24 protein-coding genes and 1 pseudogene are annotated in these 24,468 nt (G+C 59.4%); 15 read left to right on the top strand and 10 right to left on the bottom strand.

Features of this window, described 5'->3' with window-relative positions:
• Positions 1–12 precede the first annotated feature (12 nt).
• The 6 genes from K8I04_05440 to K8I04_05465 form a co-directional block, all read right to left on the bottom strand.
• Positions 13–552: an AhpC/TSA family protein gene (locus K8I04_05440; protein ID MBZ0071151.1), complete on the bottom strand. Its 540-nt coding sequence runs from the start codon at positions 550–552 to the stop codon at positions 13–15.
• Positions 553–593: 41 nt separating this feature from the next.
• Positions 594–1,154, bottom strand: coding sequence for a carboxymuconolactone decarboxylase family protein (locus K8I04_05445; GenBank protein MBZ0071152.1), 561 nt, complete (start codon positions 1,152–1,154; stop codon positions 594–596).
• Positions 1,155–1,175: 21 nt separating this feature from the next.
• The gene (locus tag K8I04_05450) at positions 1,176–1,784 is read right to left on the bottom strand and encodes a DsrE/DsrF/DrsH-like family protein (protein MBZ0071153.1); all 609 of its coding nucleotides are present in this window, start codon (positions 1,782–1,784) and stop codon (positions 1,176–1,178) included.
• A 26-nt stretch (positions 1,785–1,810) separates the two neighbouring features.
• On the bottom strand, positions 1,811–2,035 hold the full coding sequence (locus tag K8I04_05455; protein MBZ0071154.1) for a sulfurtransferase TusA family protein: 225 nt from the start codon (positions 2,033–2,035) through the stop codon (positions 1,811–1,813).
• Between the two features lie 60 nt (positions 2,036–2,095).
• On the bottom strand, positions 2,096–2,701 hold the full coding sequence (locus K8I04_05460; GenBank protein ID MBZ0071155.1) for a TetR/AcrR family transcriptional regulator: 606 nt from the start codon (positions 2,699–2,701) through the stop codon (positions 2,096–2,098).
• 112 nt (positions 2,702–2,813) lie between these two features.
• Positions 2,814–3,713: a LysR family transcriptional regulator gene (locus tag K8I04_05465; protein ID MBZ0071156.1), complete on the bottom strand. Its 900-nt coding sequence runs from the start codon at positions 3,711–3,713 to the stop codon at positions 2,814–2,816.
• Between the two features lie 129 nt (positions 3,714–3,842).
• On the opposite strand from K8I04_05465, the gene K8I04_05470 reads away from it, so the two are divergent.
• From K8I04_05470 to K8I04_05510, 9 genes and pseudogenes are all read left to right on the top strand, one after another.
• Entirely contained in the window at positions 3,843–4,388 is a 546-nt protein-coding gene (locus tag K8I04_05470; GenBank protein ID MBZ0071157.1) for a carboxymuconolactone decarboxylase family protein, read from the top strand.
• A gap of 71 nt (positions 4,389–4,459) precedes the next feature.
• Complete coding sequence (locus K8I04_05475; GenBank protein ID MBZ0071158.1) at positions 4,460–5,746, top strand: pyridoxamine 5'-phosphate oxidase family protein; 1,287 nt, start codon at positions 4,460–4,462, stop codon at positions 5,744–5,746.
• A 23-nt stretch (positions 5,747–5,769) separates the two neighbouring features.
• Complete coding sequence (locus K8I04_05480) at positions 5,770–6,372, top strand: glutathione S-transferase family protein (protein MBZ0071159.1); 603 nt, start codon at positions 5,770–5,772, stop codon at positions 6,370–6,372.
• A complete protein-coding gene (locus K8I04_05485; protein MBZ0071160.1) occupies positions 6,369–6,902 on the top strand; it encodes an HPP family protein in 534 nt (177 codons plus the stop codon). Before K8I04_05480 ends, K8I04_05485 begins: the two co-directional genes overlap by 4 nt.
• Before the next feature lie 88 nt (positions 6,903–6,990).
• Entirely contained in the window at positions 6,991–7,758 is a 768-nt protein-coding gene (locus K8I04_05490) for an SDR family oxidoreductase (protein ID MBZ0071161.1), read from the top strand.
• Between the two features lie 213 nt (positions 7,759–7,971).
• Positions 7,972–8,391: pseudogene (gene merC, locus K8I04_05495) on the top strand (organomercurial transporter MerC).
• A 15-nt stretch (positions 8,392–8,406) separates the two neighbouring features.
• Entirely contained in the window at positions 8,407–8,619 is a 213-nt protein-coding gene (locus K8I04_05500; protein ID MBZ0071162.1) for a hypothetical protein, read from the top strand.
• 39 nt (positions 8,620–8,658) lie between these two features.
• The gene (locus K8I04_05505; GenBank protein ID MBZ0071163.1) at positions 8,659–9,087 is read left to right on the top strand and encodes a hypothetical protein; all 429 of its coding nucleotides are present in this window, start codon (positions 8,659–8,661) and stop codon (positions 9,085–9,087) included.
• Between the two features lie 20 nt (positions 9,088–9,107).
• Positions 9,108–9,671, top strand: a complete 564-nt coding sequence (locus K8I04_05510; GenBank protein ID MBZ0071164.1) for a sigma-70 family RNA polymerase sigma factor — start codon at positions 9,108–9,110, stop codon at positions 9,669–9,671.
• Between the two features lie 5 nt (positions 9,672–9,676).
• On the opposite strand, the gene K8I04_05515 is transcribed toward K8I04_05510, so the two are convergent.
• Positions 9,677–10,309: a hypothetical protein gene (locus K8I04_05515; GenBank protein ID MBZ0071165.1), complete on the bottom strand. Its 633-nt coding sequence runs from the start codon at positions 10,307–10,309 to the stop codon at positions 9,677–9,679.
• A 1,502-nt stretch (positions 10,310–11,811) separates the two neighbouring features.
• Here K8I04_05515 and K8I04_05520 point away from each other — a divergent pair.
• Positions 11,812–11,991 carry a hypothetical protein gene (locus tag K8I04_05520; GenBank protein MBZ0071166.1) on the top strand — a complete coding sequence of 60 codons (180 nt, stop codon included), beginning with the start codon at positions 11,812–11,814 and terminating at the stop codon, positions 11,989–11,991.
• Between the two features lie 166 nt (positions 11,992–12,157).
• On the opposite strand, the gene K8I04_05525 is transcribed toward K8I04_05520, so the two are convergent.
• Together K8I04_05525 and K8I04_05530 are read right to left on the bottom strand one after the other, a co-directional pair.
• Positions 12,158–12,550 carry a hypothetical protein gene (locus tag K8I04_05525; GenBank protein MBZ0071167.1) on the bottom strand — a complete coding sequence of 131 codons (393 nt, stop codon included), beginning with the start codon at positions 12,548–12,550 and terminating at the stop codon, positions 12,158–12,160.
• A gap of 589 nt (positions 12,551–13,139) precedes the next feature.
• Positions 13,140–13,532, bottom strand: coding sequence for a hypothetical protein (locus K8I04_05530; GenBank protein ID MBZ0071168.1), 393 nt, complete (start codon positions 13,530–13,532; stop codon positions 13,140–13,142).
• A 145-nt stretch (positions 13,533–13,677) separates the two neighbouring features.
• Here K8I04_05530 and K8I04_05535 point away from each other — a divergent pair, with 145 nt between their 5' ends.
• The 5 genes from K8I04_05535 to K8I04_05555 all read left to right on the top strand — a co-directional run bounded on the left by K8I04_05535 (position 13,678) and on the right by K8I04_05555 (position 22,628).
• Complete coding sequence (locus K8I04_05535) at positions 13,678–13,878, top strand: helix-turn-helix transcriptional regulator (GenBank protein ID MBZ0071169.1); 201 nt, start codon at positions 13,678–13,680, stop codon at positions 13,876–13,878.
• Between the two features lie 150 nt (positions 13,879–14,028).
• A complete protein-coding gene (locus tag K8I04_05540) occupies positions 14,029–15,777 on the top strand; it encodes a DUF262 domain-containing HNH endonuclease family protein (protein ID MBZ0071170.1) in 1,749 nt (582 codons plus the stop codon).
• Positions 15,778–15,785: 8 nt separating this feature from the next.
• On the top strand, positions 15,786–18,155 hold the full coding sequence (locus K8I04_05545; GenBank protein MBZ0071171.1) for a type I restriction-modification system subunit M: 2,370 nt from the start codon (positions 15,786–15,788) through the stop codon (positions 18,153–18,155).
• Entirely contained in the window at positions 18,155–19,579 is a 1,425-nt protein-coding gene (locus tag K8I04_05550; GenBank protein MBZ0071172.1) for a restriction endonuclease subunit S, read from the top strand. Before K8I04_05545 ends, K8I04_05550 begins: the two co-directional genes overlap by 1 nt.
• A complete protein-coding gene (locus tag K8I04_05555; protein MBZ0071173.1) occupies positions 19,566–22,628 on the top strand; it encodes a type I restriction endonuclease subunit R in 3,063 nt (1,020 codons plus the stop codon). Before K8I04_05550 ends, K8I04_05555 begins: the two co-directional genes overlap by 14 nt.
• 306 nt (positions 22,629–22,934) lie before the next feature.
• Here the strand turns inward: K8I04_05555 and K8I04_05560 are convergent, their stop codons facing one another.
• Positions 22,935–24,458 (bottom strand): SAVED domain-containing protein, encoded by a 1,524-nt coding sequence (locus K8I04_05560; GenBank protein MBZ0071174.1) that lies wholly within the window; start codon positions 24,456–24,458, stop codon positions 22,935–22,937.
• Positions 24,459–24,468: the final 10 nt, after the last annotated feature.

Consider the following 24,468-nt stretch of genomic DNA (forward strand, 5'->3'; position numbering starts at 1 on the left):
TGCATCTCTCGCTCACTGCGATTTCGAGAATTCGACAATCCTCTCGAAGGGCAGGTGATCACCCTCATCCTTTCCGTAATAAGCCTCGCGGATGATGCCTTGACGGTCCACCAGAAAGTCCGCCGGCATCGTCGTCATGCTGCCTTTGATCTTGAGCGGGACATAGCCTTTGGCGAACATGCCATACATCAGTTTTGGCATGCGGAAAATCATGCCTCTCATCACGCCCCAGAAGGAATGCTGGATGTCGTAGAGTTTGTAGTAGGCATTGTTCGTATCCGCCAGGACCGGGAACGGCGAATGATGCTTGTCGGCATGCTCGCGCAAGTTGTCCAGCGGAGAGTCGAACACGGCGACCACCGTGAACCCGTTATGGAATTGCGAAAACTTCGTCACCAGTTCATGCATGCGCAGGTTGCAGAACGGGCAGGAGGCGAAGCGGAAAAACGACAGCATGTACGGTCTGCCTTTCAGACTATCCAGGTCGAACTGCGTCCCGTCGATGGCCGGCAGTCGAATGGATGTCACTTTGTCACCCGGTTTGCGTTTCATGGCTCATTCCCCGCGAGGATGCTGGGTGTCATCAGCGTGACTCAAATGGTAGCCGGCGCCTGCCAGGCGCGTCCCGCGAAGGCGGCGTCCAGTTCGGTTCCGGTCAGGTGATTGGTATAGTTGGACAGGGTCTTCTGGCCCACTCCCAGTACCACATCTAGGACATTCGCCGGCGTGTAGCCGGATGCGACGAAGGCATCGATGTCGTCGTCGGAAAGCCACCCGCGTGCCTCTACCAGCCTGGCCGTAAATTGTCGCAACGCTTCCAGCCTGGCATCGGTAATCGGCGTGTCGTCGCGGATCGCATCGGTCACGGCCGCAGGCACTCCGCCCATGTCGGCCAGGACACTGTGTGCGCCCACGCAATATGCACAACCGTTCACCCGGCTTACGGTCAGCAGGACCACCTGCTGTTCAACAGCTGTCAGGCCGGACTTGGAGAACAGTTCGGCGATCTGAAAATAGGCCTGTAACAGGGCAGGGGCCTCCGCCATTTTGGCGTACAGATTCGGGATCATCCCGTATTTCTTCCTGGCGCCGTCGAGCAGCGGGCGAGCCTCGGCCGGGGCGGTGTCCTGGGTGTGGTAGGGAAATTTCTGCATGAGGGATATCCTTGTGATGGATCAGATGAACAGGTTGACGTCGGCGGTCTGGGCAATCGGCAGGAAACTGGCGGCGCCGACCCAATCCGCGATCTCCGGAATGAAGTCGTCCTTGCTCATACCGAACAGATCGACGGTCATCTGGCAGGCGACGAGCTTCACGTCCGCGTCGACACACAACGAACGCAACTCCGCGATATCTGCCACGCCTTTATTGCGCATGGTCTTCTTCATCAGACTTGTCGCGGCAGCCTGGAAACCCGGCGTCGACATCAGCAGGGTCGGGACGTGGATCTCCTGGCTCTTCAACCACTCGGGTCCGAACGGCAGCTTCATGGGCATCGCGGGATTGCCCATCGGTGTGACCTGGAGATCGAGTTCCTTCTTGAGAAGACTGAGTCCGTAGAAGGTGAAGAAGACCGAGACCTGCCAACCCAAGGCTGCGGCGGTCGAGGCGAGAATGAACGGCGGGTAGGCCATGTCCAGGGTTCCCTTGGTGGCGATCAGCGTCATGCTGGGAACGTGGTTGGCTGCGCGCTCGGCCATCTTTTCTTCGAATCGACGGTCGAACCAGGCGTTGAGATCGGCGTTTCCACTGCCCATTGGCAACTGAGTTGCGTTTGCGGTCATGTGCCTTCTCCTAATGTGGATGGGTGTCAGTTCTTGCGGATGACGAAGGTGTATTGGCCTTGCTGCTCGTTGGTGCTGACGAGGGTGTTGCCGGTCTGCTTGCAGAACGAATCAATGTCTTTCACCGAACCGGGATCGGTGGCGAGCACTTCCAAGGTGTCGCCGTTCGCCAGACCGTTCAGGGCCTTTCGGGTGCGCAGGATGGGCAGCGGGCAGTTCAGGTTGCGGGCGTCCAGGGTGCTGTGACTCATGTGGCTGTCTCATCTGTCTCAACAAGTAGACCGGTCGGTCTAGTTTCAGGGCAAAAAAACTCAGTTGGCCACCGGCGGGATCCGGATACTCGCGAAGGCCGGGCCCAGCCGGCGGATCACGTTTGGGTCATTGGCGGTTTTGGCCATCATCAGCACACCCTCGATGTAGGCCAGCATGGCCTGGGCGGTGGCGGGGATATCGACCTCACCGACTTCGCCCGCAGCCATGGCTTCCGTCAGCACGTTCTCGAAACGGGCCTGGATGCCGGCAAATACCGCCTCCAGCTTGTGGCGAATCAACTCGTCCCGTGTGGCCAGTTCCAGGGCAAGATTGCCGAACGGACAGCCCAGGAGGCGGCCTGCGGTGGCGGCCGTTCCTCGCTGGAATTCGTACAGGTTGTCCACGAAGCGCTGCAATCTGTTCAGGGGCGTCAGATCGCGGGCGAAGGCGGGAATCAGCACCCGATCCTCCATCACGACCCGCAAGTCGTCGATGATGGCCAGGCTAAGTTCCTGCTTGCTTGGAAAAAAATGATAGAAACTGCCTTTCTTCACCGCGGCGCGCTCGCAAATCTCGGCTACGCCCACGTCCGCATAGCTGCGGCTGTAGATCAGGTCGCGTGCGCTCGCGATGATACGCTGGCGAGTGTCATGTTCATCGATCATGGGCAAAGCCTAGTTGACCGAGCGGTCAATTGCAAGCCCACTGGTACGAGACGTTCTGGGGGCACCCTCGGTATACGCCTATCGAGCCTTGCATCGGAATGTGCCGCTGAAACTAGTTGAGCGCCTTGTCCGCACGCAACCGGTCGACGGCGAGGTCGACGAAGCTGCGCACCTTCGCTGATCCGTGCCGCCCTTCGCGGTGAATGACATGCACCGGGAGGTCGGGTCCCTCGTAGTCGCCGAGGACGGTTTTCAATTCGCCCGAGGCGAGTTGCGGTGCCACCTGGTAAGAGAGCAGGCGCGTCAGCCCATAGCCCTGGCGCGCAGCTTCCAGTGGCCCGTCGTTGGTGTTCACGAAGATGCGTGGCTGCACGCGCACCGACAGTTTCTCATCGGCCGACTCGAAGACCCAATCGTTCGTCGGCGCGATCCCGCTCGATGCGACGAGACGGTGCTTGGCCAATTCATCCGGGGTCTGCGGAATGCCGTGTTTTTCGAGATAGGCAGGCGCGCCGACCACGACCCGGCGCACGCGTCCGACCCGGATGGCGCGCAGTGACGAATCGGGCAGCGGACCGATACGCACACCGACGTCCATGCCCTCATCGATGAAGTTCACGACGCGATCGACGAACAGTGCCGACACCGTCGTTTGCTCGAATAATGACTGATACTCGGTGATGATCGGCATCACGTACAGCTTGCCGAACAGCACAGGTGCCGTGATCGCCAGCTGTCCGCGCGGCGTTGCGTTGATACCCGCGGCAGCGGCGTCAGCTTCTTCCAGCTCGACCAGGACGCGGCGTGCATCCTCGAGATAGCGCGCACCGGCTTCGGTCACGCGCACGACGCGTGTGGTACGGGTGAGTAACCGTACCCCCAGCCGCTCTTCCAGGGCCACCACGGCACGCGTCACGGCGGGCGGTGACAGCTTCAGGCGCCGGGCCCCGCCGGCAAAACTCCCGGTTTCGGCAACCGCGACAAACACGTTCATCAGGTGGAAGCGGTCCATGATAATTCCGTCTAATGGAATAATGAATTGCATTATACGGGTATTCTTGCGCCAAAGCATCTCTGGCAGAGTGGCGACCGTCGTCATACCGCGACGCCTCAACCCGTCATTACGCACAGGAGAAACACCATGGCCCGCATCAACGTCGTCACCCACGAAACCGCCAACGCCGAACAGAAGGCCCTTTACGACGCGATCCAGTCGCAACTCGGCATGGTCCCGAACTTCCTCAAGGTGTTCGCCAACTCGCCGGCAGCGCTGAAGGCCTTCCTCGGCCTGTACGGGGTCGGCAACGGCGGCCACCTCGACCCGCAGACCGGCGAACGCATCGCCCTTGCGCTCGCCCAGCAGAACGCCTGCGAATACTGCCTGTCGGCGCACACCGCGATCGGTCGCAAGGTCGGCCTCAACGGTGCCGAGATCGATGCCAACCGTGCCGGCACCAGTCAGGACGCCAGGGCAGCCGCCGCCGTGCGGTTCGCCCGCGCCCTCGTCGAACACACTGGCGACATCACCAATGCCGAACTGGCCGATGTGCGTAACGCCGGCTACTGCGATGCGGAGATCGTCGAGATCATCACCCACGTCGGCATGAACATCCTGACCAACATCCTTGGCCGGGCCAGCCGCATCGACATCGACTTCCCGAAGATCGATCTGAAACTCGCCGTCTGAGATCGAGGTCATGGCGGAAGGGGGCGACCCCTTCCGCCCGACTTCAACCGGACGAACAGGAGGGCCCTTCCATGACCAGTGCCTTCATGGACATTGCATTCACCGCGAACGTCAAGGCCATTCAGGAACGGATGGGGAGTCGCGGTGCCTATAGCCAACATGAGCAGGGGCCGGTGCAGCCGCCCGAACTCGGTCCGTCCGAAATCGGCTTCATCAAGGGGAGCAATAGCTTCTACCAGGGCACGGTGAGTGAAACCGGCTGGCCGTATGTGCAGCATCGCGGCGGTCCGGCCGGCTTCCTCAAGGTGCTCGATGCGCGCACGATCGGCTATGCCGACTTCACCGGAAACCGTCAATACATCTCGGTGGGCAATCTGGCCGGCGATGACCGCGTCTGCCTGTTCCTGATGGACTACCCGAACCAGGCCCGCCTGAAGATCCTCGGCCGTGCGCGGGTGATCGACGAGGACAGCGATCCCGAACTGCTGGCGCGTCTCGACAATCCCGAGTACCGGGCACGTGTCGAACGCGGCATCGTGATCCGCATCGAGGGCTTCGACTGGAACTGCCCGAAGTACATCACTCCCCGCTATACGAAGGACGAAATCGCGCAACGCATCAAGGAGGCCAGATCGGCGCAAGACGCGCAGCCGCAGGCACCGGCCGAGGAACCGGTCGGCAATGGCGAACTGGCGCTGACGATCACCGGCGTCCGCCAGTTGACCTCGCGCATCCGCGCCTATGAATTCCATGCCGAAGACTGGGGAGACCTGCCGCAGGCCGAGGCCGGTGCCCACCTCGAAGTACCCGTGCGCCTAGCCGACGGGTCCACGGTCACACGCCAGTATTCGCTCATGACGCATCCCGGGTGTCACGATGTGTACGAGATTGCCGTGCTTTGCGAAAGCGACGGCCGTGGCGGTTCGCGGAGGATCCATGAGGCCTGGCGGATCGGCACGCGGCTGCGCGTCGCACCGCCGATCAACCATTTTCCGCTGCATACCGATGCGCGTCCCGCGGTGCTGATCGCCGGCGGCATCGGCATCACGCCGATCAGGGCCATGGCCCAGACGCTGCGCAGCCGCAACGTACCGTTCGAGCTGCATTACACGGGGCGGACGCCTGCGGATATGGCCTACCGAGACCAGCTCGCCGTCGAGCTGACGAGTGACTATTTCACCTATTTCAGCCGTGTTCCGGGTCACCGACGCCTGGATGTGACCGAGGTGCTGCGGCGTGCTGCCGACGATGCGGTGTTCTATGTCTGCGGTCCGATCGCGCTGATCGAAGCCGTGCGCGTTGCCGCAAATCGGCTCGGTATCGCAGCGGAACGCGTGCAGCATGAATCCTTCTACTGATCGCTGCATAAGGAGAGCGTCGCATGATCCGACTCCATGAAACCGCCTTGTCGGGCAACTGCCACAAGGTCCGCATGCTGCTGTCGATGCTCGGGCTGCCGTACGAACGGGTTACTGTGGATCTGGCTGCCGGCGAACAGCATACGCCCGCATACCTTGCGCTCAACCCCTTCGGTGAGGTGCCTGTGTTGGTCGATGGCGATGTTGCGATCCGCGACAGCCAGGCCATCCTCGTGTACCTCGCCAGTCGCTACGGCGGCGAACGTTGGTGGCCACAGGATCCGGTTCATCTGGCCAGAATCGTGAGCTGGCTCTCGACGGCGGCCAACGAGATTGCCGCCGGACCCGCCATCCTGCGTGTCAATCACAAGTGGGCGCGTCCGATCGATGTGGCGCGCGCCGAGACGATCACTGACGCAACGCTACGCATCATCGACCATACGCTTGCACAAACCCGCTGGCTGGTCGATGACGAGCTGAGCATCGCCGATCTGGCGATCTATCCCTATCTTGCGCTCTCCCCGGAGGGACAGGTCGACATCGCACAGTACGCCAACATCCTGCGCTGGTTCGGCGATATCCGCCGTATCGAAGGCTACGTCGGCATGCCGGGGATGTGGGAATGAGTAGGTCGCTGCTGCACTGGAAGTACTGGGTCGAGCGCCTCCGCGGCGGTGCCAACGCGCCGCCGCGCATCAGTGTCCGCCAGACGTTCCTCGCGGGCCTGGGGGGGATGCTGGCGATATCAGCGCTGACGCTGCTGACGTCTTCCGCAGGCGTACCTGTCCTGATGGCGCCGTTCGGGGCGTCCTGTTTTCTCGTCTTCGCCGTACCGGAAAGCCCGTTCGCGCAGCCACGCAATGTGATTGGCGGCCATCTCGTCTCCACAGCGGTAGGACTGCTGCTCCTGACATTCGCGGGGACGGAAGGGTGGGTTATGGGTCTCGCGGTCGGGCTCAGCATCACCGCCATGCTGCTCACGCGCACCGGCCATCCGCCTGCGGGTGCCGATCCGCTCGTGGTGCTGCTCGCTCAGCCTGGCTGGACCTTTCTTGCGACGCCGGTATTACTGGGTGCCGGCGTTGTAGTCGGTGTCGCGCTGCTATTCAACAATCTCCGCGCAGGTCCCGGCTATCCCAGATACTGGCGCGGTTAGCAAGAGCCATGAAACCTGAGCAAGATCAGCAAGTCATGTAACTGCTTAACTTACCGTCTCCCAATCACGACTGAAGATAGGAAACATTATGAAAAACCCGGGTCAAAATGTAGCGCTGATCGTTGGCGGAACCAGTGGGATAGGGCTGGCCACGGCGAAGCTGTTGTTGGACATAGGCATAAAGACCGTCATTGTCGGAAGCTCGATGAAAAAACTGGTTGCGGCTGAACGCGAGCTGGCTGCGCTTGGCGATGTCGAGGCGATCCTGGCGAATCTCTATCACCAGAGCGATGTACAACGCGTCATTGCCTATGCCGAAAATCCCGACCAGCACATCAAGTATCTCGTGAATGCGGCGGGATACTTCAAGCCGACGCCCTTCCTCTCGCATGAGCAGGACGACTACGATAAATATCTGAACATCAACCGCTCGATGTTCTTCATTACCCAGGCGGTGGCCAAGAACATGGTGGCGAACGGGGGCGGCTCAATGGTGAACATCGGGTCGATGTGGGCCAAGCAGGCCATCAAGGCCACGCCGTCCTCTGCCTACTCCATGGCCAAGGCGGGCCTGCATGCCTTGACGCAACATCTGTCCATGGAGCTCGCGGACATGAACATCCGTGTCAACGCAGTCTCTCCAGCAGTGGTCAAAACCCCCATCTATGAGAAATTCATCGACCCGAATCGGGTGGACGAGACCCTCGCCACCTTCGATGCCTTTCATCCCATTGGACGAATTGGAATGCCTGACGATGTCGCCAAAGCCATCGCGTTCCTGCTCAGCGAAGATGCCGGCTGGGTCACCGGTGCGATCTGGGATGTCGACGGCGGAGTGATCGCAGGCCGGAACTAGCAAGGAATTGCCATCGAACGTCGGGTTATATGTGGCGTCGGACTGGCTGTACGGCACGCTTGCCTTCAGCGGAGGCCTCGAATATAGTAGACCGGTCGGTCAAATCTCGGCATCATCATCGTGGTTTTGTGAAATCGCCGGATCGTGGTGCGCTCAATGCAGCGGTGCGTTCAGCAGTATCCAGGCCGGTGAGGTGAACCAGGAGGGAGAGTGGTGAGGAAGGACGCAGACAATCTCGCACGCATAGCGAACAGCACGGGTGCCGTCGGCAGCGTCGTAGCGGCATTGAGTTGCGCCATGTGCTTCCCCGCGCTCGCCAGTATCGGGGCCGTTTTCGGGTTGGGTTTTCTCGCCCAGTATGAAGGGGTGATGCTGAACCTCCTGCTACCGTTGTTTGCCGGCGTGGCATTCGCGGCGAACGCACTGGGTTATTTCCTGCATCGTCAGTGGCATCGCAGCCTGCTCGGAATACTGGGGCCGACCATGGTGGTGGCGACGCTCTATCCATTGTGGGAGTACACCTGGAGCACCTACCTTCTCTATGTCGGATTGGTTTTCATGGGGGCCGTCGCCATATTGGACCTGGTCTGGCCCGCCAACCGACGCTGCATTCCTGAGCCAGCCCCGCAACGCGCGCCAGAGACTCTGATGCTGCATTCGACGCTGACCTGCCCGCAGTGCGGATATGCAAAGCTCGAAGCCATGCCGACAGACGCCTGCCTCTATTTTTACGACTGCACACAATGCCGTGCGTTGCTCAGGCCGAAACCTGGCGATTGCTGCGTGTTCTGCTCCTATGGCGACATGCCGTGTCCGCCCGTGCAGATCACTGGCAATCCCGCGGCATGCTGTCCGGCATGAATCGCGTGATTGCTGCGTCCCGCCGGCGGGAGGTGACACATGAAGGATTCCATCTTCGAACAGATCCGGCGGAACCTGGTGGCGATCATCAGCTTGACCGTGGCGCTGTCGGGTCTCGGCTACAACACCTGGCGCAACGAGCGTTCCGAACAGAACAGCAACATCCGCACTGCCGGGTTCGAGGTGTTGACCGAGGTGGGCGAATTGCAGCGTGTCGTGTTCTTCAGCCATTACGACCAGAGCACCGAATACGGCAGCCCCCGGGCGGGGTGGGCACATATCCTGACGATTCATGACCTCAGCCAAGTGATTCCGGATCCGGTGCCCGGAGAGGCGGACCGCCTGCGAGCCGTCTGGGAAACACAATGGGAAGGACTCGGCGAATCCGAGACCAGCGTGGCCGCCATCAACGCGGCCATCGACGCGTATCGTCTGGCAGTCCTCGACATGCTGAGATCGCTGCGTTGAACGACCAGGGCACAGCAAAGATGGACGGTGGTATCGACAGTCCGGAACACTGGCTGACGGCGCACGGAGATGCGCTCTACCGCTACGCGCTGTCGCGGTTGCGGGACGAGCACAAGGCGGAAGAGGTAGTACAGGAAACCCTGCTTGCTGCGCTTCAGGCACGTGAGCGTTTTACCGGCGGCGCGTCGGTGCGCACCTGGCTGATCGGCATCCTCAAGCACAAGATCCTTGACCAGTTCCGCCGGGAGTCCCGCGAGGTCTCGCTGGGTGATCCGGAGACGTCGGGGGATGACGGCGACATCGTCGAACGCAGTTTTTCGGGTGATGGACACTGGACGATGAGAATCGCCGACTGGGGTAATCCGGAAAAGGCACTGGAGGATGGGCAATTCTGGGCGGTGTTGGAATACTGTCTGGAGCACATGCCCGAGCGGCAGGCACGCCTGTTTCTTATGCGTGAACTCCAAGAGGAGAGCACAGAAACGATCTGTGCGCACTTCAACATCACACCGGCGAACCTTTGGGCGATTTTCTATCGGGCGCGACTCTCGTTACGAAATTGCCTCGAAAGTCACTTCCTCTGAAAGGGTCAGTAGATCACCGGTCTGCCACCAAAGAACGGCAGCCGATCAGTGATGCATGATGGCGCCGGAGTCACATGTGTCTTACACCAGACCCTGCGCGCCCGCAGCAACATGCGGGATGCCTGTACGCGTACGCCGCCGAACATGGGCCGATTGCGCAAGCGCTGCATCGACCGTTCCAGATCGTCTGTGCGTTCGCTGTGGCGTCCATGTGCGGCAGCCAGCGTCACAATCTCGCGCTCGACATCGTGCATCGCGCGGCGTGTCAGGAACCACGTCCAGGCGTGACCTCCGCCGCCGCTCCGACTGCGTTGCCGAGGCTTCAAAATGTATTCGTCTCCCCAATGCACGCGGTGCTCAGGATGATATGCATCGTGCAGCACCTCCTGATACTCCGTACACAATTGCTGAACACGGCACTCAGGCCCGGTAATCAGCAGCCACCAGAAGAACACCTCTCCGACCGGATAGACGACCAGCCGCGCGGTAGGCCGCGCCTGCCTGCGGTGGCGTGCACGAGTTGAGTCGGTCATCAATATGCCGAAGCGCGTGTCGAGTTTATCGACCAGGGCGTCCAGTTTCTCGGGCCTGACCGTCCCGCGTGTCCAATGCCGATGACCCGTGCGGACGAGGTCCATCAGCACCCACATTGCCGCGCTCTTCGAACGCGGTACGCGAAGTTTCGCAATTGACGGCCGTTGCGGGGGCAGTTTCATACGCAGTATAGGTAACTCGGTGCTGCATACCGCTATGCGCGGGCATAGGGATTTAAGGCATTGAATGCAAACTGTGCGTGCGCCAGCTGGCGCACACATTATTGAAGATACATGGGCAGCAACTCGGGATTCGCTATACGCAATGAGGGACAGGCAATGCCAGCGACATGCGCAACCGCGCATCTGTTCGCGCCGGCGGGCGGCCCGGTGGGCCTTTTCGGAAGGGTCCAGCGGGCCGCCTGCCACATCGCCAATGTTCCACTTCGAGGCGTGATGCCTCTCTCCGGTCGCCAACTGGAGATCGCTCGATGGTTGCCAGCCATTGAGTTGTCGCGTAGCGCCTAGTGCCTGTAGTTGGGCTCGCTGGGTGCAAGAGGGGCCGGACGAAGTAATGCTCTGCAAAGAGACTAATCTCGTCCGTCTACCTCATATTCATTCTTGTGCTGTAAACGATGATGGGCGACGCGGACACGGTCACCCTGGCAACAGGGGAAGCGCAATGGATGCGCAAGGACCGGGCCGGCAGGAAGGGGTGTGAATCCCTGCAAGGGGCTGCTCGGAAGGGTAGAACCTTGGCCCCACTGGTGGGCTCAGGCCGTCAGCGATGACGGCACCGGAATCACAGGCCAAGCGGCCTGCGCGAAAGCGAAACATGGATTCCGGGGCACCGCAGGAGGCAACTCGTGCGGGTCAGTGTATAGCTCAAGCCAGTCAAGGCATTCAGAACGGATGCTGTGGGGTAAGGTCACATGAGCCGTTTAGGTCCCAGCAGTGGACTGCAACAGCGCTGGAAGCATCGCCGATGTTGGTAACCGAGCCGCTTGTATCTTCGGGCCGGTGAAACCGTCTGTTCGGACGGAAGCATAATCGATGGGTGAGGCGCGCGGCGCATGTGATCGAACTGCCGCAATGGAATGGCCAGCGGGAGCTGGCGCATAACGCGGGAAAGTCTGTGTAATTCGCCGGGGTGGCACCTGGCGGCAGCGGCGTAGCGAGCCGTGGTCAGCATACAGACCGGGAGCGAGTGACGATCAGAAGCAAGCGCAGGCCGAAAGCCTGCGCAGGCGAGGGACGCCAGTCCCGGGTGGCACCGGGATCTTCGAAAGTCACGACGCGACAATTGAGTGGAACGACATGGGGTGGTACCCATGGCGGTGAGTACGCGCTCCGGTTGGCGCCGGAGCGCGGCGAGCGGGGCAGGGGTGGTTCCCTACCCAATTCAGACATCAACGTAAGAGGAGGACAACATGCGTTGACGGCATAGGCCGATTCAACAGCCCTTCCCGCGCAAGCGGGAGGGGTTTTTATGTGCTGGCCTGCCTGAATTACGAATCTGCCGCGACATTCGCTATACGTGATAGGTCATCAAACTTTGCCCGGCATTGTGGGTGGCCATTTCGTGTAAATACTGATGAGGACAATTCATGAAAAGAGCGAATGAAGTTCAGGATAGCGTGGTCGGTGAGACCGAGGCAGTCTACATCTCGAAGGATGTGATCATCTGCCGCACCGATCCGGATCGGATGGAAGAGCACTGGCAGGAATACCGGAAGTCCGGTGAGCCGCCCTTTATCGAGGATGCGGAGCTCTACAAGAACCTGTAGCGAAATGATTCGGCCCCGCGTATGCGGGGCCATTCTTGTGGTCTGCGAGCTTTGCGGGCATCGACCGTGTCGCTTGTTTCGTTTTCTACGCTGTATCAGCCTGCGCGGAACCCCTAGATGAGGATCGCCGGTAGGCCAAGCGCGTTGATCGTCGTGCCGTAAGATTCTAAGGCTTTAGAATAGACGATGCTGGCGGAGTATCCGTCGAGCTGCCCGCCTCCGGGAGTTTATTCACAGGCATGCACGGCGCCAGACGCATGCTGGCCCGATTGAGTGCCACTTCGAGATCTTTGCGCGCACGTGCCTCATCCCTGTGTTGCATATAGCCCTCGATACTATCATTGACCTGATTTAGCGGATGATTCGGCGGAAGGCCCGCGAGCATTTTCTTGGCTTCCTCGTCGGCGTTGGCAAGGAGGGCATCGAGCTGCGCCTTCGAGCGCACCGTCGTTGGGTCGATATCGAGATAGGATAGAATGGCGCGATAGTCTTCGAGCTGTTTTTGGATGTCCACTTTGTCTTGCGGGTCGAATTCGCCCGGGAATTTGATGATGCCCATACACCATGCTCCTGCCTAATGCTCATCACGGACTCGCGGTCATTAACGATTACTTTTTATGCGTCGTCGATGATTCGGTACCCATGATAATGCCAGTGATTACGCCGAAGAGGCAGGCCATGGGGAAGATGCCGAATAGCGCGAACGCTTCGTAGCCCATCATGCGCACAATTGAACTGAATACTAACAGGCCGAGTCCCATAAACGCGTTGCGGCGAAAATACGTCCGCACGTGCTTCGCGCAGAGCTCATGGGACCACGCGGTCGCACCTGAGGTGGTATCGCGCGTGATAGGGAGAAAATATGATAGAAGTATCAAGCGAAGATCTTTTAGCTAATGCAAAAACGGAATCGCACGATGTCGTGCTGGCATCTGCCTACTCAGCAGCATTGTCATCAAAACCTTTACAATGCGACGCCCCCTTCGCTCCCTTGGCAGTCGCTTCCGGCGCTGATGTCTTTGACCGCCGCTCGGCCTCTCTGAGCAGCTGAAGTAGGCGGTCGTTAATTGCGGCGTGGAGCGCGCGACTGAGCCGCTCCGCCTCCTTGCGCCGCGCCCTGTCTCTGTACAGCTGGAGGTCAACTACGTTCATTCACAGCCTCCTGTCGAGGAGTCGTCGAACATGCACGTGGTGTCGGAGAACATATCCAGCGAGTTGCAGAACATGCTTTCGTTGTCGAAGGCGCTGGTCGAGTCGTCGAATAGATCGGTGGCAGTCGTGTCACTGGTGCTGTGGTGGTCGAGGAGGCCCAGCAGATACATTTCCATGATCGGATCCTCGCTGCGCTGTTGTTCGTCCATCAGAGGAAATGACTCATCGTCGTCAATCTCGGGATCAGTAGGGCGGACTGCCTGTGCCGGCCGGCATGCCCAACTGGTCAGGGTCCGGTCTATGCCCCCGAACATCGAATCCCAGATCTCGGCGGATCCCCGAGCGTAGGCAGTGAAGCCTTTGGCGATGAGGGTCAGTAGACGGTTCATGGTGGTGTACGCCGGCTCCGGTGCAATAATGTTTTATAGAACGACATAATGTTCAGCTAGATAACATTATTTCCCAAAAATTGCCGTCCGTCAAGTCAATATGCTATACAGAACACCATTTCGTTGATTGGCAAGGAATCTGGGGATGATCCGCTGTCACCTGTCTGTCTTAATGGGCCGCGATAAGCTCAAAATCTCAGAGGTCGCGCGGCGCACTGGACTTAACAGATCGACCATCACTGCGCTGTATCAAGAGTCAGCCCAGCGAGTTGATTTGGAAGCCATTGAACGTCTTTGCCGGCTTTTCGAGTGCAAGGTGGGGGACCTCTTTGAACTCGCTGACTGACAGGAACTAGTAGTACCGAATAAAAATTTGGCCCATCAATTGGGCTGAGAGACCACATGTGGAATTGCGTGATCATGAACGCGGAGTGCGTGCCTGGTTGCCATCCATTCCCTGAGGCCATTAATAAATAATCAAACAGACGAAGAGACAATGGCAAAGACACTTGAGGCGCATGACAAACTGATCAGAGAAATTTTCGAAGGGAGCTACCAGTTTGTTATACCTGACTACCAGCGTCCCTATGCCTGGACCACCGAACAGGCCGAAGAGCTCTTCAACGACCTTATGTCAGCCATGCAGGATGCCCGCACCAATGGGGCCACCAGCCAGTATTTCTTGGGCAGCATCGTCCTCATCAAAAACGACCGTGACCCTCGGGCGATGGTGGTCGATGGTCAGCAGCGGTTGACCACGCTCACCATGCTGTTCGCCGCTTTGCGCGCGGCGTGGGAGGCGGCCACCTATCCGCAAGGCGTCAAGAGTGTTACCCCCTTTCTCTACGAAGAGGGGGACGAGATGCTCGGCAAAGCCACCGGCTACCGTTTCACCGCCCGCGAGGAAGACACCGCGTTCTTCCGTCAATATATCCAGGAGCCCGGTGGCCTCGAAAAACTGGTGCTCAACACCGACAAACTCGCAGACAGCCGCCTGCGTTACCGGGAAAACGCCGCCCTGCTGCTGACCGGCACCAAGGCGCTGTCGCCGGATGATCGCAATGCCCTGTGGAAATTCCTCGCCAACGACTGCTCGCTGGTCGTTATCTCAACGCCCGACCTCGAAGCGGCCTACCGCATTTTCTCTGTGCTGAACAATCGTGGGCTCGATCTGGCGCCTATCGACATCATCAAGGCGGAAGTGCTCGGTTCGATTCGTCGCATTGGCGGCGAGGAAAAGGCGCGTGCCTATTCGAAAGAGTGGAGCAAGATCGAAAGCCAGCTCGGCCGCGATGCCTTTGGCGACCTGTTCGGCCACATCCGCACGATCTACGCCAAGCAGAAGCAGCGAGCAACGCTGGTCAAGGAATTCCAGGATCACGTCACCGAGTACAAAAAACCCGTTGACCTCGTCGACAAGGTGGTCAAGCCATACGCCGAGGTATGGGACTTCATTCGGGACGCCGGCTTCGAGGCCACCGAACACGCCGAAACGATTAACGAATACCTGTCATGGCTCAACCGCGTGGACTTCAAGGACTGGGTGCCTCCGGCGCTCGTCTATTTCAAGCGCTTCCGCCAGCAGCCCAAGCTGCTGGCCGCCTTCTTCAAGGCGTTGGAACGGCTGACCTACTTCATGCTTGTCACTAAGGTCGGCATCAATGAGCGCATCGAAACCTATGCCGATCTCACCAAGGAAATCGAGCCGGAAGCCTTTGATGGTGATATGGCCGCGCTCAAAACGCTCGACCTGACTGACAAACAGAAGCGCGAGTTCCTCGCCGCCCTCGATGGCGACATTTACCGCAAACTGCCGAAGGCGCGGATGGCGCTGATGCTGCGCCTCGAAACCTTGGTTAGCGACGGTAGCAAGAAGCAGGCATTCGACTATCTGTCGCTGGAGCATGTCCTCCCGCAAACACCGCCCGAGGGTTCCGATTGGGTCAAGTGGTTCCCCGACGAGGATGAGCGCGACACCTGGACGCACCGACTGGCCAATCTGGTGCCGCTGCACGTCCGTAAGAACCCGGCAGCCAGCAATTACGACTTTGCCACCAAGAAGAACGTCTACTTCAAGGGTAAGGGCGTGGCATCGCCCTTCGTTCTGACCCAAGAAGTCAGATCGGAAAACGACTGGACGCCCGCGCTCCTGACCGAACGCCAGAAACGCCTAGTGGGTGTACTCGAGGAACATTGGAACCTCCTTGTCGCTGACGACAAAACCACTGGAACGGCAGCGAGCTGAGGAACGTAATGATGCAGAAGAAACAAGAAGACCAGAGCCAGCTGAAGTGGGTTGCCGACTTCATCTGGAATATCGCCGACGACCGCCTGCGGGATGTGTATGTGCGCGGCAAGTACCGCGACGTGATCCTGCCTTTCACAGTGCTGCGCCGCCTCGACGCCGTGCTGGAAGGGACCAAGCAGGCCGTTCTGGAGCGGAAGAAGTTTCTCGATGCACATAAGGTCGCCGAGCAGGACGGGGCGCTGCGCATGGCCGCGGGACAGGCCTTTTACAACACCTCCGAGTTCACGCTCGCCAAATTGACGGCCAGTGCCGCCGGGCAGCGGCTACGGGACGACTTCATTGCCTACCTGGACGGGTTCTCCCCCAACGTTCAGGAGATCCTGACCAAGTTCAAGTTCCGCGACCAGATTCAGACTCTGGTCGACGCCCACGTGCTGGGTTATCTGATTGAAGACTTCCTGGACCCCGAGATTAATCTCTCGCCCTTGCCGGTCAAAGACACCGACGGGCGCATCAAGCTGCCGGCGCTGGACAACCACGGCATGGGCACCGTGTTCGAGGAACTGATCCGGCGTTTCAACGAAGAAAACAACGAAGAGGCCGGTGAGCACTTCACCCCGCGCGACGTCGTCACGCTCATGGCCAAGCTGTTGTTCCTCCCCATTGCAGACCGGATCGAATCCGGCACCTACACACTCTATGACGGTGCCTGCGGCACGGGCGGCATGCTCACTGTGGCGGAAGAGGAACTGCGCGCACTGGCCGGGGACCATGACAAGGAGGTCTCGATCCATCTGTTTGGGCAGGAGATCAACCCCGAAACCTACGCCATCTGCAAAGCCGACCTGCTGCTCAAAGGCGAAGGCGACGAGGCGGAAAACATCGTCGGCGGGGCCGACAAATCCACCTTGTCAGCGGACCAGTTCGGATCGCGCGAATTCGATTTCATGATCTCCAATCCGCCTTACGGCAAGAGTTGGAAGACCGACCTCGAGCGCATGGGTGGCAAGAAGGAGTTCAGCGACCCGCGCTTCATCGTCAGCCACGACGGCGACCCCGAGTTCAAACTCATCACCCGTTCAAGCGACGGGCAGCTGATGTTCCTGGTGAACAAGCTCTCGAAGCTGAAGCACAACACCCCGCTAGGCAGCCGTATCGCGCTGGTCCACAACGGTTCCGCCCTGTTCACGGGCGACGCCGGTCAGGGCGAAAGCAATATCCGCCGCTGGGTCATCGAGAACGACTGGCTGGAAGCCATCATCGCCCTGCCGCTGAACATCTTCTACAACACCGGTATCGCCACCTACATCTGGGTGCTCACGAACCGCAAGGCGGAACACCGGCATGGCAAGGTGCAGCTGATCGACGCCACAGCCTGGTTCCAGCCTCTGCGCCGCAACCTCGGCAAGAAGAATTGCGAACTGTCGGGGGCCGATATCCAGCGAATTTTGGATCATTACCTAGACGAGCCGCAGAGCAGTGATGTCTGCAAATGGTTCGACAACGCCGAGTTCGGCTATTGGAAGATCACGGTCGAACGGCCGTTGCGTCTGAAGAGCCAGCTCAAGCGCAACGCCATCGAAACCCTACGCTTTGCCAGCGGCGACGAAGCCCTGCGCGCGGAGATCTACGCCAGGTACGGAGACAAGCTCTACGAAGCATTCGGCAAGGTCAAGGCCGAGATCGAGACGTGGCTCAGGGGCGAAGACGAGGTAGAGGCCGACGACGATTCGGACGACGAAGACGCCAAGCCCGCCAAGAAGGCCGTACCGGAGAAGCGCCGCAAGAAGCTGCTCGATCCGGCGACCTGGCAGCGCGACAAGGCACTGGTCGAGCTGGCCCGTCTGGCGCAACAGGAGATAGGGGAGGCGGTGTTTGATGACCACAACGAATTCCGCGCCCGTTTCGAGGCGGTGATGCAGGCGCGTGGCGAGAAGCCGAGCACGCCCGAGAAGAAGGCAATCTACAAGGCGGTGAGCTGGCGCGACGAAACCGCGCCTCCGGTCATCGCCAAGCGTACCAAATTGAAGGCCGGCGAACGCTTCGAGGCCGGCTACGACGGCGTCTATCTGGAAACCGTGGGCAAGGATCGCTTCAAAGTGGAATACGAGGCCGACACCGACCTGCGCGACACCGAACAGGTGCCGCTCAAGGAACCCGGCGGCATTGAGGCGTTCTTCGTCCGCGAGGTGCTGCCTCACGCCTCGGATGCCTGGATCGCGATGGACACCACCCGGATTGGCTACGAAATCTCGTTTGCCCGGTACTTCTACAAACCGAAACCCTTGCGGACGCTGGATCAGATCCGCGCCGACATCCTGAAGCTGGAGCAGCAGACCGAAGGCTTGCTGCACAAGATCGTGGGGACGGCGTGATAGTGGCGACAAACACTTACACGAACTACCAGCCGGTTCGTTCCCGTTGGGTTCTGCGAGTGCCGAGGCATTGGTCGTTGCTGCGAGCCAAGAATTTCTTGCGGGAAATCGACGACCGCACGAAAACGGGTGAAGAAACGCTGCTGTCGATGCGTCAGCATCGTGGCTTAGTTCCACACAACGATGTTTCGGTCAAGCGCATCGACCCGGAAAACCTCATCGGCTATAAGAAGGCGCAACCGGACGAACTGGTTTTAAACCGGATGCAGGCGGGCAATGCGATGTTCTTCCGCAATCGGCAACCCGGCTTGGTCAGCCCGGACTACGCGGTGTTCCGCTTGCTCCGCGATGACAATCCCGAGTACCTCGGTCACCTGTTCCGCTCGTGGCCGATGCGCGGATTGTTCCGATCTGAATCAAAGGGGCTCGGTACAGGCACATCGGGCTTCTTGCGACTCTACTCGGATCGCTTCGCGGCGTTGGAAATTCCGTTACCTCCCCGACCCGAACAAGACCAGATCGTCGCCTACCTACGGGCGCAGGACGCCCATATCGCCCGGTTTATCAAAGCCAAGCGCGACCTCATCGGGCTGCTGACCGAGCAAAAGCTCCGCATTATCGATCAGGCTGTGACGCACGGACTCGATGCGTCAGTGAAGTTGAGACCCTCCGGTATCGACTGGCTGGGTGAGGTGCCGAATCATTGGGATGTGGCCTTGCTCAAACACATCGCTGATGTGCGTTTCAGTGGCGTGGATAAGCATTCGCACGAACATGAGATTCCTGTCCGCCTGTGCAACTACACCGACGTTTACAAAAATGACCGGATTACCGGTGACATGGATCTGATGCAGGCCACGGCGACCTCACCCGAAATTGCGCGGCTCACGTTGAAGTCTGGTGACGTCATCATCACCAAGGACTCAGAGACACCTGACGATATCGCGGTACCCGCGTGGGTCCCAGAAAACATCCCGGGCGTTGTGTGCGCGTACCACCTTGGCTTGCTCCGGCCAGACTCTGAGCGCATCTTTGGCGAGTACCTATTTCGTGCCATAGGATCGGCCAGGATAGCCGAGCAGTTTCATGTGTTGGCCACGGGCGTTACGCGCTTCGCACTGTCAAAGCACGATGTGAAGAACGCCATCATTCCCCTTCCACCTACTGACGAGCAGAAGGCCATCTGCCAATGGATCACCGGTGAGTGCAGACCCTTGGAAGAAGCAATCTCGCGTGCTGAAGAGGAAATAAAACTAATCCGCGAATACCGCGACCGTCTGATCGCCGATGTGGTTACCGGGCAGGTGGATGTGCGCGGCTGGATGCCGGGGCCGGAGGACGTCGTGACCGACGAGGTTCTGACCGCGCTGGGCGATGAAGAAGAATCAGAAGCCGAGGGGGAGGGTGGCGATGCCGACGACTGATACCAGCGAAAAGGGCCTGGAGAGCCTGATCGTTCGCCACCTGACGGGGCAGGCGCCGCCCGAAGAGGTGCCCGTGAGTACCGTCCGCCTGGTACCTGATCACTATGCGGCCGGCGGGTATGTCCAGGGCAGGCCGCAGGACTACAACCGCGACATCGCACTGGATGGGGTGCAACTGCTGGCCTTTCTGAACGCCACCCAACCCAAGGTCGTCGATACGCTGGAACTGGCGGCCGAAGGCCTCAAACGCACCCAGTTCCTGCACCGCATCCAGGGTGAGGTCGCCAAGCGCGGCGTGGTCGATGTGCTCCGCAAGGGGGTCGATCATGCATCCGGTGGCGGCACCGTGCATGTCGACCTGTACAAGCTGCTGCCGACGCCCGGCAATGCCACAGCGGCCGAGAACTTCGGCAAGAATGTCTTCAGCGTGACCCGGCAGGTGCGCTACAGCAATGACGAGGCGCAGCGCGCCCTCGATATGGTGGTCTTCATCAACGGCCTGCCGGTGATCACCTTCGAGCTGAAGAACTCGCTCACCAAGCAGACCGTCGCCGATGCAATTACCCAGTATCAGACCGACCGCAATCCCAAGGAACTGCTGTTCCAGCTGGGGCGCTGCATCGCGCACATGGCTGTGGACGATGCCGAAGTGCGTTTCTGTACACATCTAACCGGCAAGTCTTCCTGGTTTCTGCCCTTCAACCAGGGCTGGAACAGCGGGGCCGGCAATCCGCCCAATCCGTACGGTCTGAAAACTGACTATCTGTGGAAGCAGGTTCTGGCCCGCGAATCCCTGGCGAACATCATCGAGAACTTCGCCCAGATCGTCGAGGAGGAGGACGAGAAGGGCAAGAAACGACGCAAGCAGATATTTCCACGCTTCCATCAACTGCGCACTGTGCGCGCCTTGCTGCGCCGTGCCCGGGCGGATGGCGTCGGGAAACGCTATCTTGTGCAGCACTCCGCGGGCAGCGGCAAGAGCAATACCATTGCGTGGCTAGCCTACCAGCTCGTCGAGCTCAAGACGGCGGCAGATCTGTCACAGGCGCAGTTCGATTCGATCATCGTGATTACCGATCGCCGGGCGCTCGATACCCAGATCGCCCGCACCATCCGGGCCTACGACCATGTGGCCTCGGTGTTCGGCCATTCGGACAGCGCCGAGGAGTTGCGCGGCTTCTTGCGTAAGGGCAAGAAAGTCATCGTCACCACGGTGCAGAAATTCCCGTTCATCCTGGACGAGCTGGGCGATCTGAGCTCCAGGAAATTCGCTCTGCTGATCGACGAGGCGCATTCCAGCCAGGGCGGCAAGACGACGGCCAAGATGCACATGGCGCTGTCCAGCATCCCAGGCGATGACGAGGACGATGAAGAATCGGTCGAGGACGCGGTCAACAAGCTGATCGAGTCGCGCAAGATGCTGGGCAACGCGAGCTATTTCGCGTTCACGGCGACGCCGAAGAACAAGACCCTGGAACTGTTCGGTGAACGCTATGTGGAGGGCGACAAGGTCCACTTCCGTTCGCCGGAGGAGCTGACCTACACCACCAAGCAGGCGATTCAGGAAGGCTTCATCCTCGATGTGATCGCGAATTACACGCCGGTGAATAGCTTCTACCACGTCGCCAAGACCGTCGAGGACGACCCCGACTTCGACAAGGTACGCGCGCTGAAGAAGATCCGGCACTACGTGGAGTCACACGACAAGGCCATCCGCAAGAAGGCCGAAATCATGGTTGACCACTTCGTTGCCCATGTGGCCGGTAAGCGCAAGATCGGCGGCAGGGCGCGGGCGATGATTGTCTGTAGCGGCATTGCCCGAGCCGTCGACTATTACCGCGAGGTGTCGACGTACCTCGAGGAAATCAAGAGCCCGTACCAGGCCATCGTGGCGTACTCGGGCGACTTCGAGATCGCGGGTGAGAAGAAGACCGAGGCGGATCTCAATGGGTTCCCGAGCAAGGACATTCCGGCCAAGCTGAAGCAGGATCCTTATCGCTTCCTGATCGTGGCGAACAAGTTCGTCACTGGGTTCGACGAGCCGTTGCTGCACACGATGTACGTAGACAAGCCTTTGGCCGGCGTGCTGGCGGTTCAGACACTGTCGCGCCTGAACCGGGCCTGCCCCGGCAAGTACGACACCTTCGTTCTCGACTTCGCCGACAATGCCGAGGCCGTGAGCGCAGCCTTTCAGGATTACTACCGGGCAACCGTGCAGTTGGGCGAGACCGATCCGAACCGGCTGCATGACCTGAAGTCCGACTTGGATGGAAGCCAGGTCTACAGTTGGCAGCAGGTCGAAGACCTGGTGGGGCTGTACGTCACGGGGGCAGAGCGGGACACGCTCGACCCGATTCTCGACACCTGCGTCGCTGAATATATAGACAAGCTGAACGAGGACGGCCAGGTGCAGTTCAAAGGCAAGGCCAAGGCGTTCGTGCGCAGCTACGGGTTCCTTGCCGCCATCCTGACCTACGGCTACCCGGCCTGGGAGAAGCTGGCAATCTTTCTGAACTTCCTGATCCCGAAGCTCCCGGCGCCGAAGGAAGATGATCTCTCCAAAGGCGTCCTGGAAGCCATCGACATGGACAGCTACCGGGTGGAGGCTAACGCGTCGCTGTCACTGTCCATGGAAGATGCGGATGCGACCGTCGAGCCTGTGCCGCCGGGCGGTGGAGGCGGTGGCCATCCTACCGAGATCGACAAACTCTCGAACATCATCCGCGAGTTCAACGACCTGTTCGGCAACGTCGACTGGAAGGACGAAGACAAGATCCGCCAGGTCATCACCGAGGAAATCCCGGCGCGCGTGGCCCTGGACAAGGCCTACCAGAACGCGCAGGCGCACTCCGACAAGCAGAACGCGAAGCTGGAGCACGACAAGGCGCTGAACCGCGTGGTACTGGAATTGCTGGCCGACCATACCGAACTGTTCAAGCAGTACAGCGATAACCCGAACTTCAAGCGCTGGCTGACGGATATGGTGTTCAGTGCAACTTACCATTCCGGGACAGGTCCTGAGAAAGCGCCGCCGCGAGCAGGCACATGAAAATGTGCATGGATATACGAGAGACTGAGGTATAGGACATGGCGCATGCGAGGCGTTCGGCCATGCGCAGAGAGGCAGAGAGGCTGGAAGAGGACGCCATTTATTCCAGCAAGAGTCATTTCAATGCAGAGACAGCGCGGGTCAATTGTTATTACTGGCTTGGCATTCCAGTCAGCATAATTGCAGCAATCGCAGGTGCAGCGTTCGTCAAGAACCACCCGGAAAGCGGCGCAGTAGCCGAGTACCTCATATCACAATTTCAGCGGCGATGGCAGTGTGTAGAAGGCCACTTTTGCAGCTGGCACGCTAATCAAGAACAAAAGATGGCTGATAAGTCTTATTACCACCTCGGTCGAAGTCAAATTCGTAGATGATGCACGGTGCTATGCTCTGATGGTGTTGCCCGAGATAAAACACCAGGCTGTTCGGTACTGCGGCAAAGATATGGGCCGTAGCATCGCTATCATCCTGCATTGTCTGTCGGATGACGTTTGCGACCTGTTCCGCAAGTGCCGCCGCATGACCGCCGCCGGCTACTGTCTGATGCCCCGGCCCACTGGGAAGAGTGAACGCGAGCAGCTGCCCTACACTCGGCAGCAGCTTCGAGACATACTGCCGGACCTGGGATTCGACGGGTTGGGCGACACTAATAGCAACGGCGATATCGTTGCCCGAACCGATATGATGCTGACTTACGGAAAATCGGGTCGTGTTTACTTCCGTGCCATCGTCCGCTCGCCAGACGCGGGCACCGACACGTCCTTTCTGAATAAGGTGCACTTCAACGGCTGATTTGAGGTTGAGGACTGTGCCCGCAAGAAATGCGATTGAGGCGTGGGCATCCAGGATAAGGCGGAGACGTGGCGTGTTGCGGACGGCCGCCCGCAGGAAGTTCTCTACCCGAGGCCGGATATCCCGTTGCCAGGCGCACCCTTCTTGCAGATACCTCTGCCTGAACTCATCTGTCAACAGAAGCGTGTTCTCCGGCGTTGCGTCGGAGATATCCGCCGCTGGACCGAGAAAGCTCCGGATTGCGATGGGTACTGGTGTAGTGGCTGGTGAAGGACATTCCACCCGCAGCCCCTCCTCACGGCAGAATTGAATCAGCGTGTCACGGGTAAGCGCGTTGATCTGACGGACTTTCAGTTGCCGGGCGAGTTCGTCATAGCGGAAATCCGATCTGTCAGCGCTGACTCCCGTGATACCGAAAGTCTGTGCCTTTAAATTTATCTGGTTCCGCAGCTCGTCCAGCGTGCGATAGCCATCAATAATACGGAATCCGCGTAATACTGCCTTTAACTCGTCATCGCCATTAGCTCCGAGATGATCACGCCAGAGACGGCGAATCCTGCCCATGCGACTTCTATCTCCAGTCCCGTCAAACAGCTTTTCGAGCATCAACGTTTGATCGTTGCCGGAAATCAGCACAGCTAGCGGGTCACCATCTTTGACCCGGTATGTAGTAACAAAAGAGAATTGCGCCACCTCGCCCGTAGGTACGGTGGTGCGAGCGTTCTTTAGACGTTGCAACAATGAGACGGATTGCGCGCCAATAAAGTCGGGGCGCACAAAGTCCTCGTAGCCAAACCGTCCACCGGTTTCGACGTGCCATTTAATCTGATGATAATCGGCGTTGATCCGGTCAGGTCCGGAACGGACGACAGGCGGGTCATAGCGGACAACCACATCGTCGAACGATTTAGGCCCGTTGGCTTCAAAGGTGACCTCGACTACACACGAGTTGTCATTGAGGAGATTAAGCGCGTTCTCCCAAAAAACGCGGGCCTGATAGTTGCTGCCATGCCAGCTTGCTGTCACTGCATCAACCAAATCGCACCTC

This window comes from Gammaproteobacteria bacterium, assembly GCA_019911805.1.
GTDB lineage: Bacteria > Pseudomonadota > Gammaproteobacteria > Thiohalobacterales > Thiohalobacteraceae > JAHJQQ01.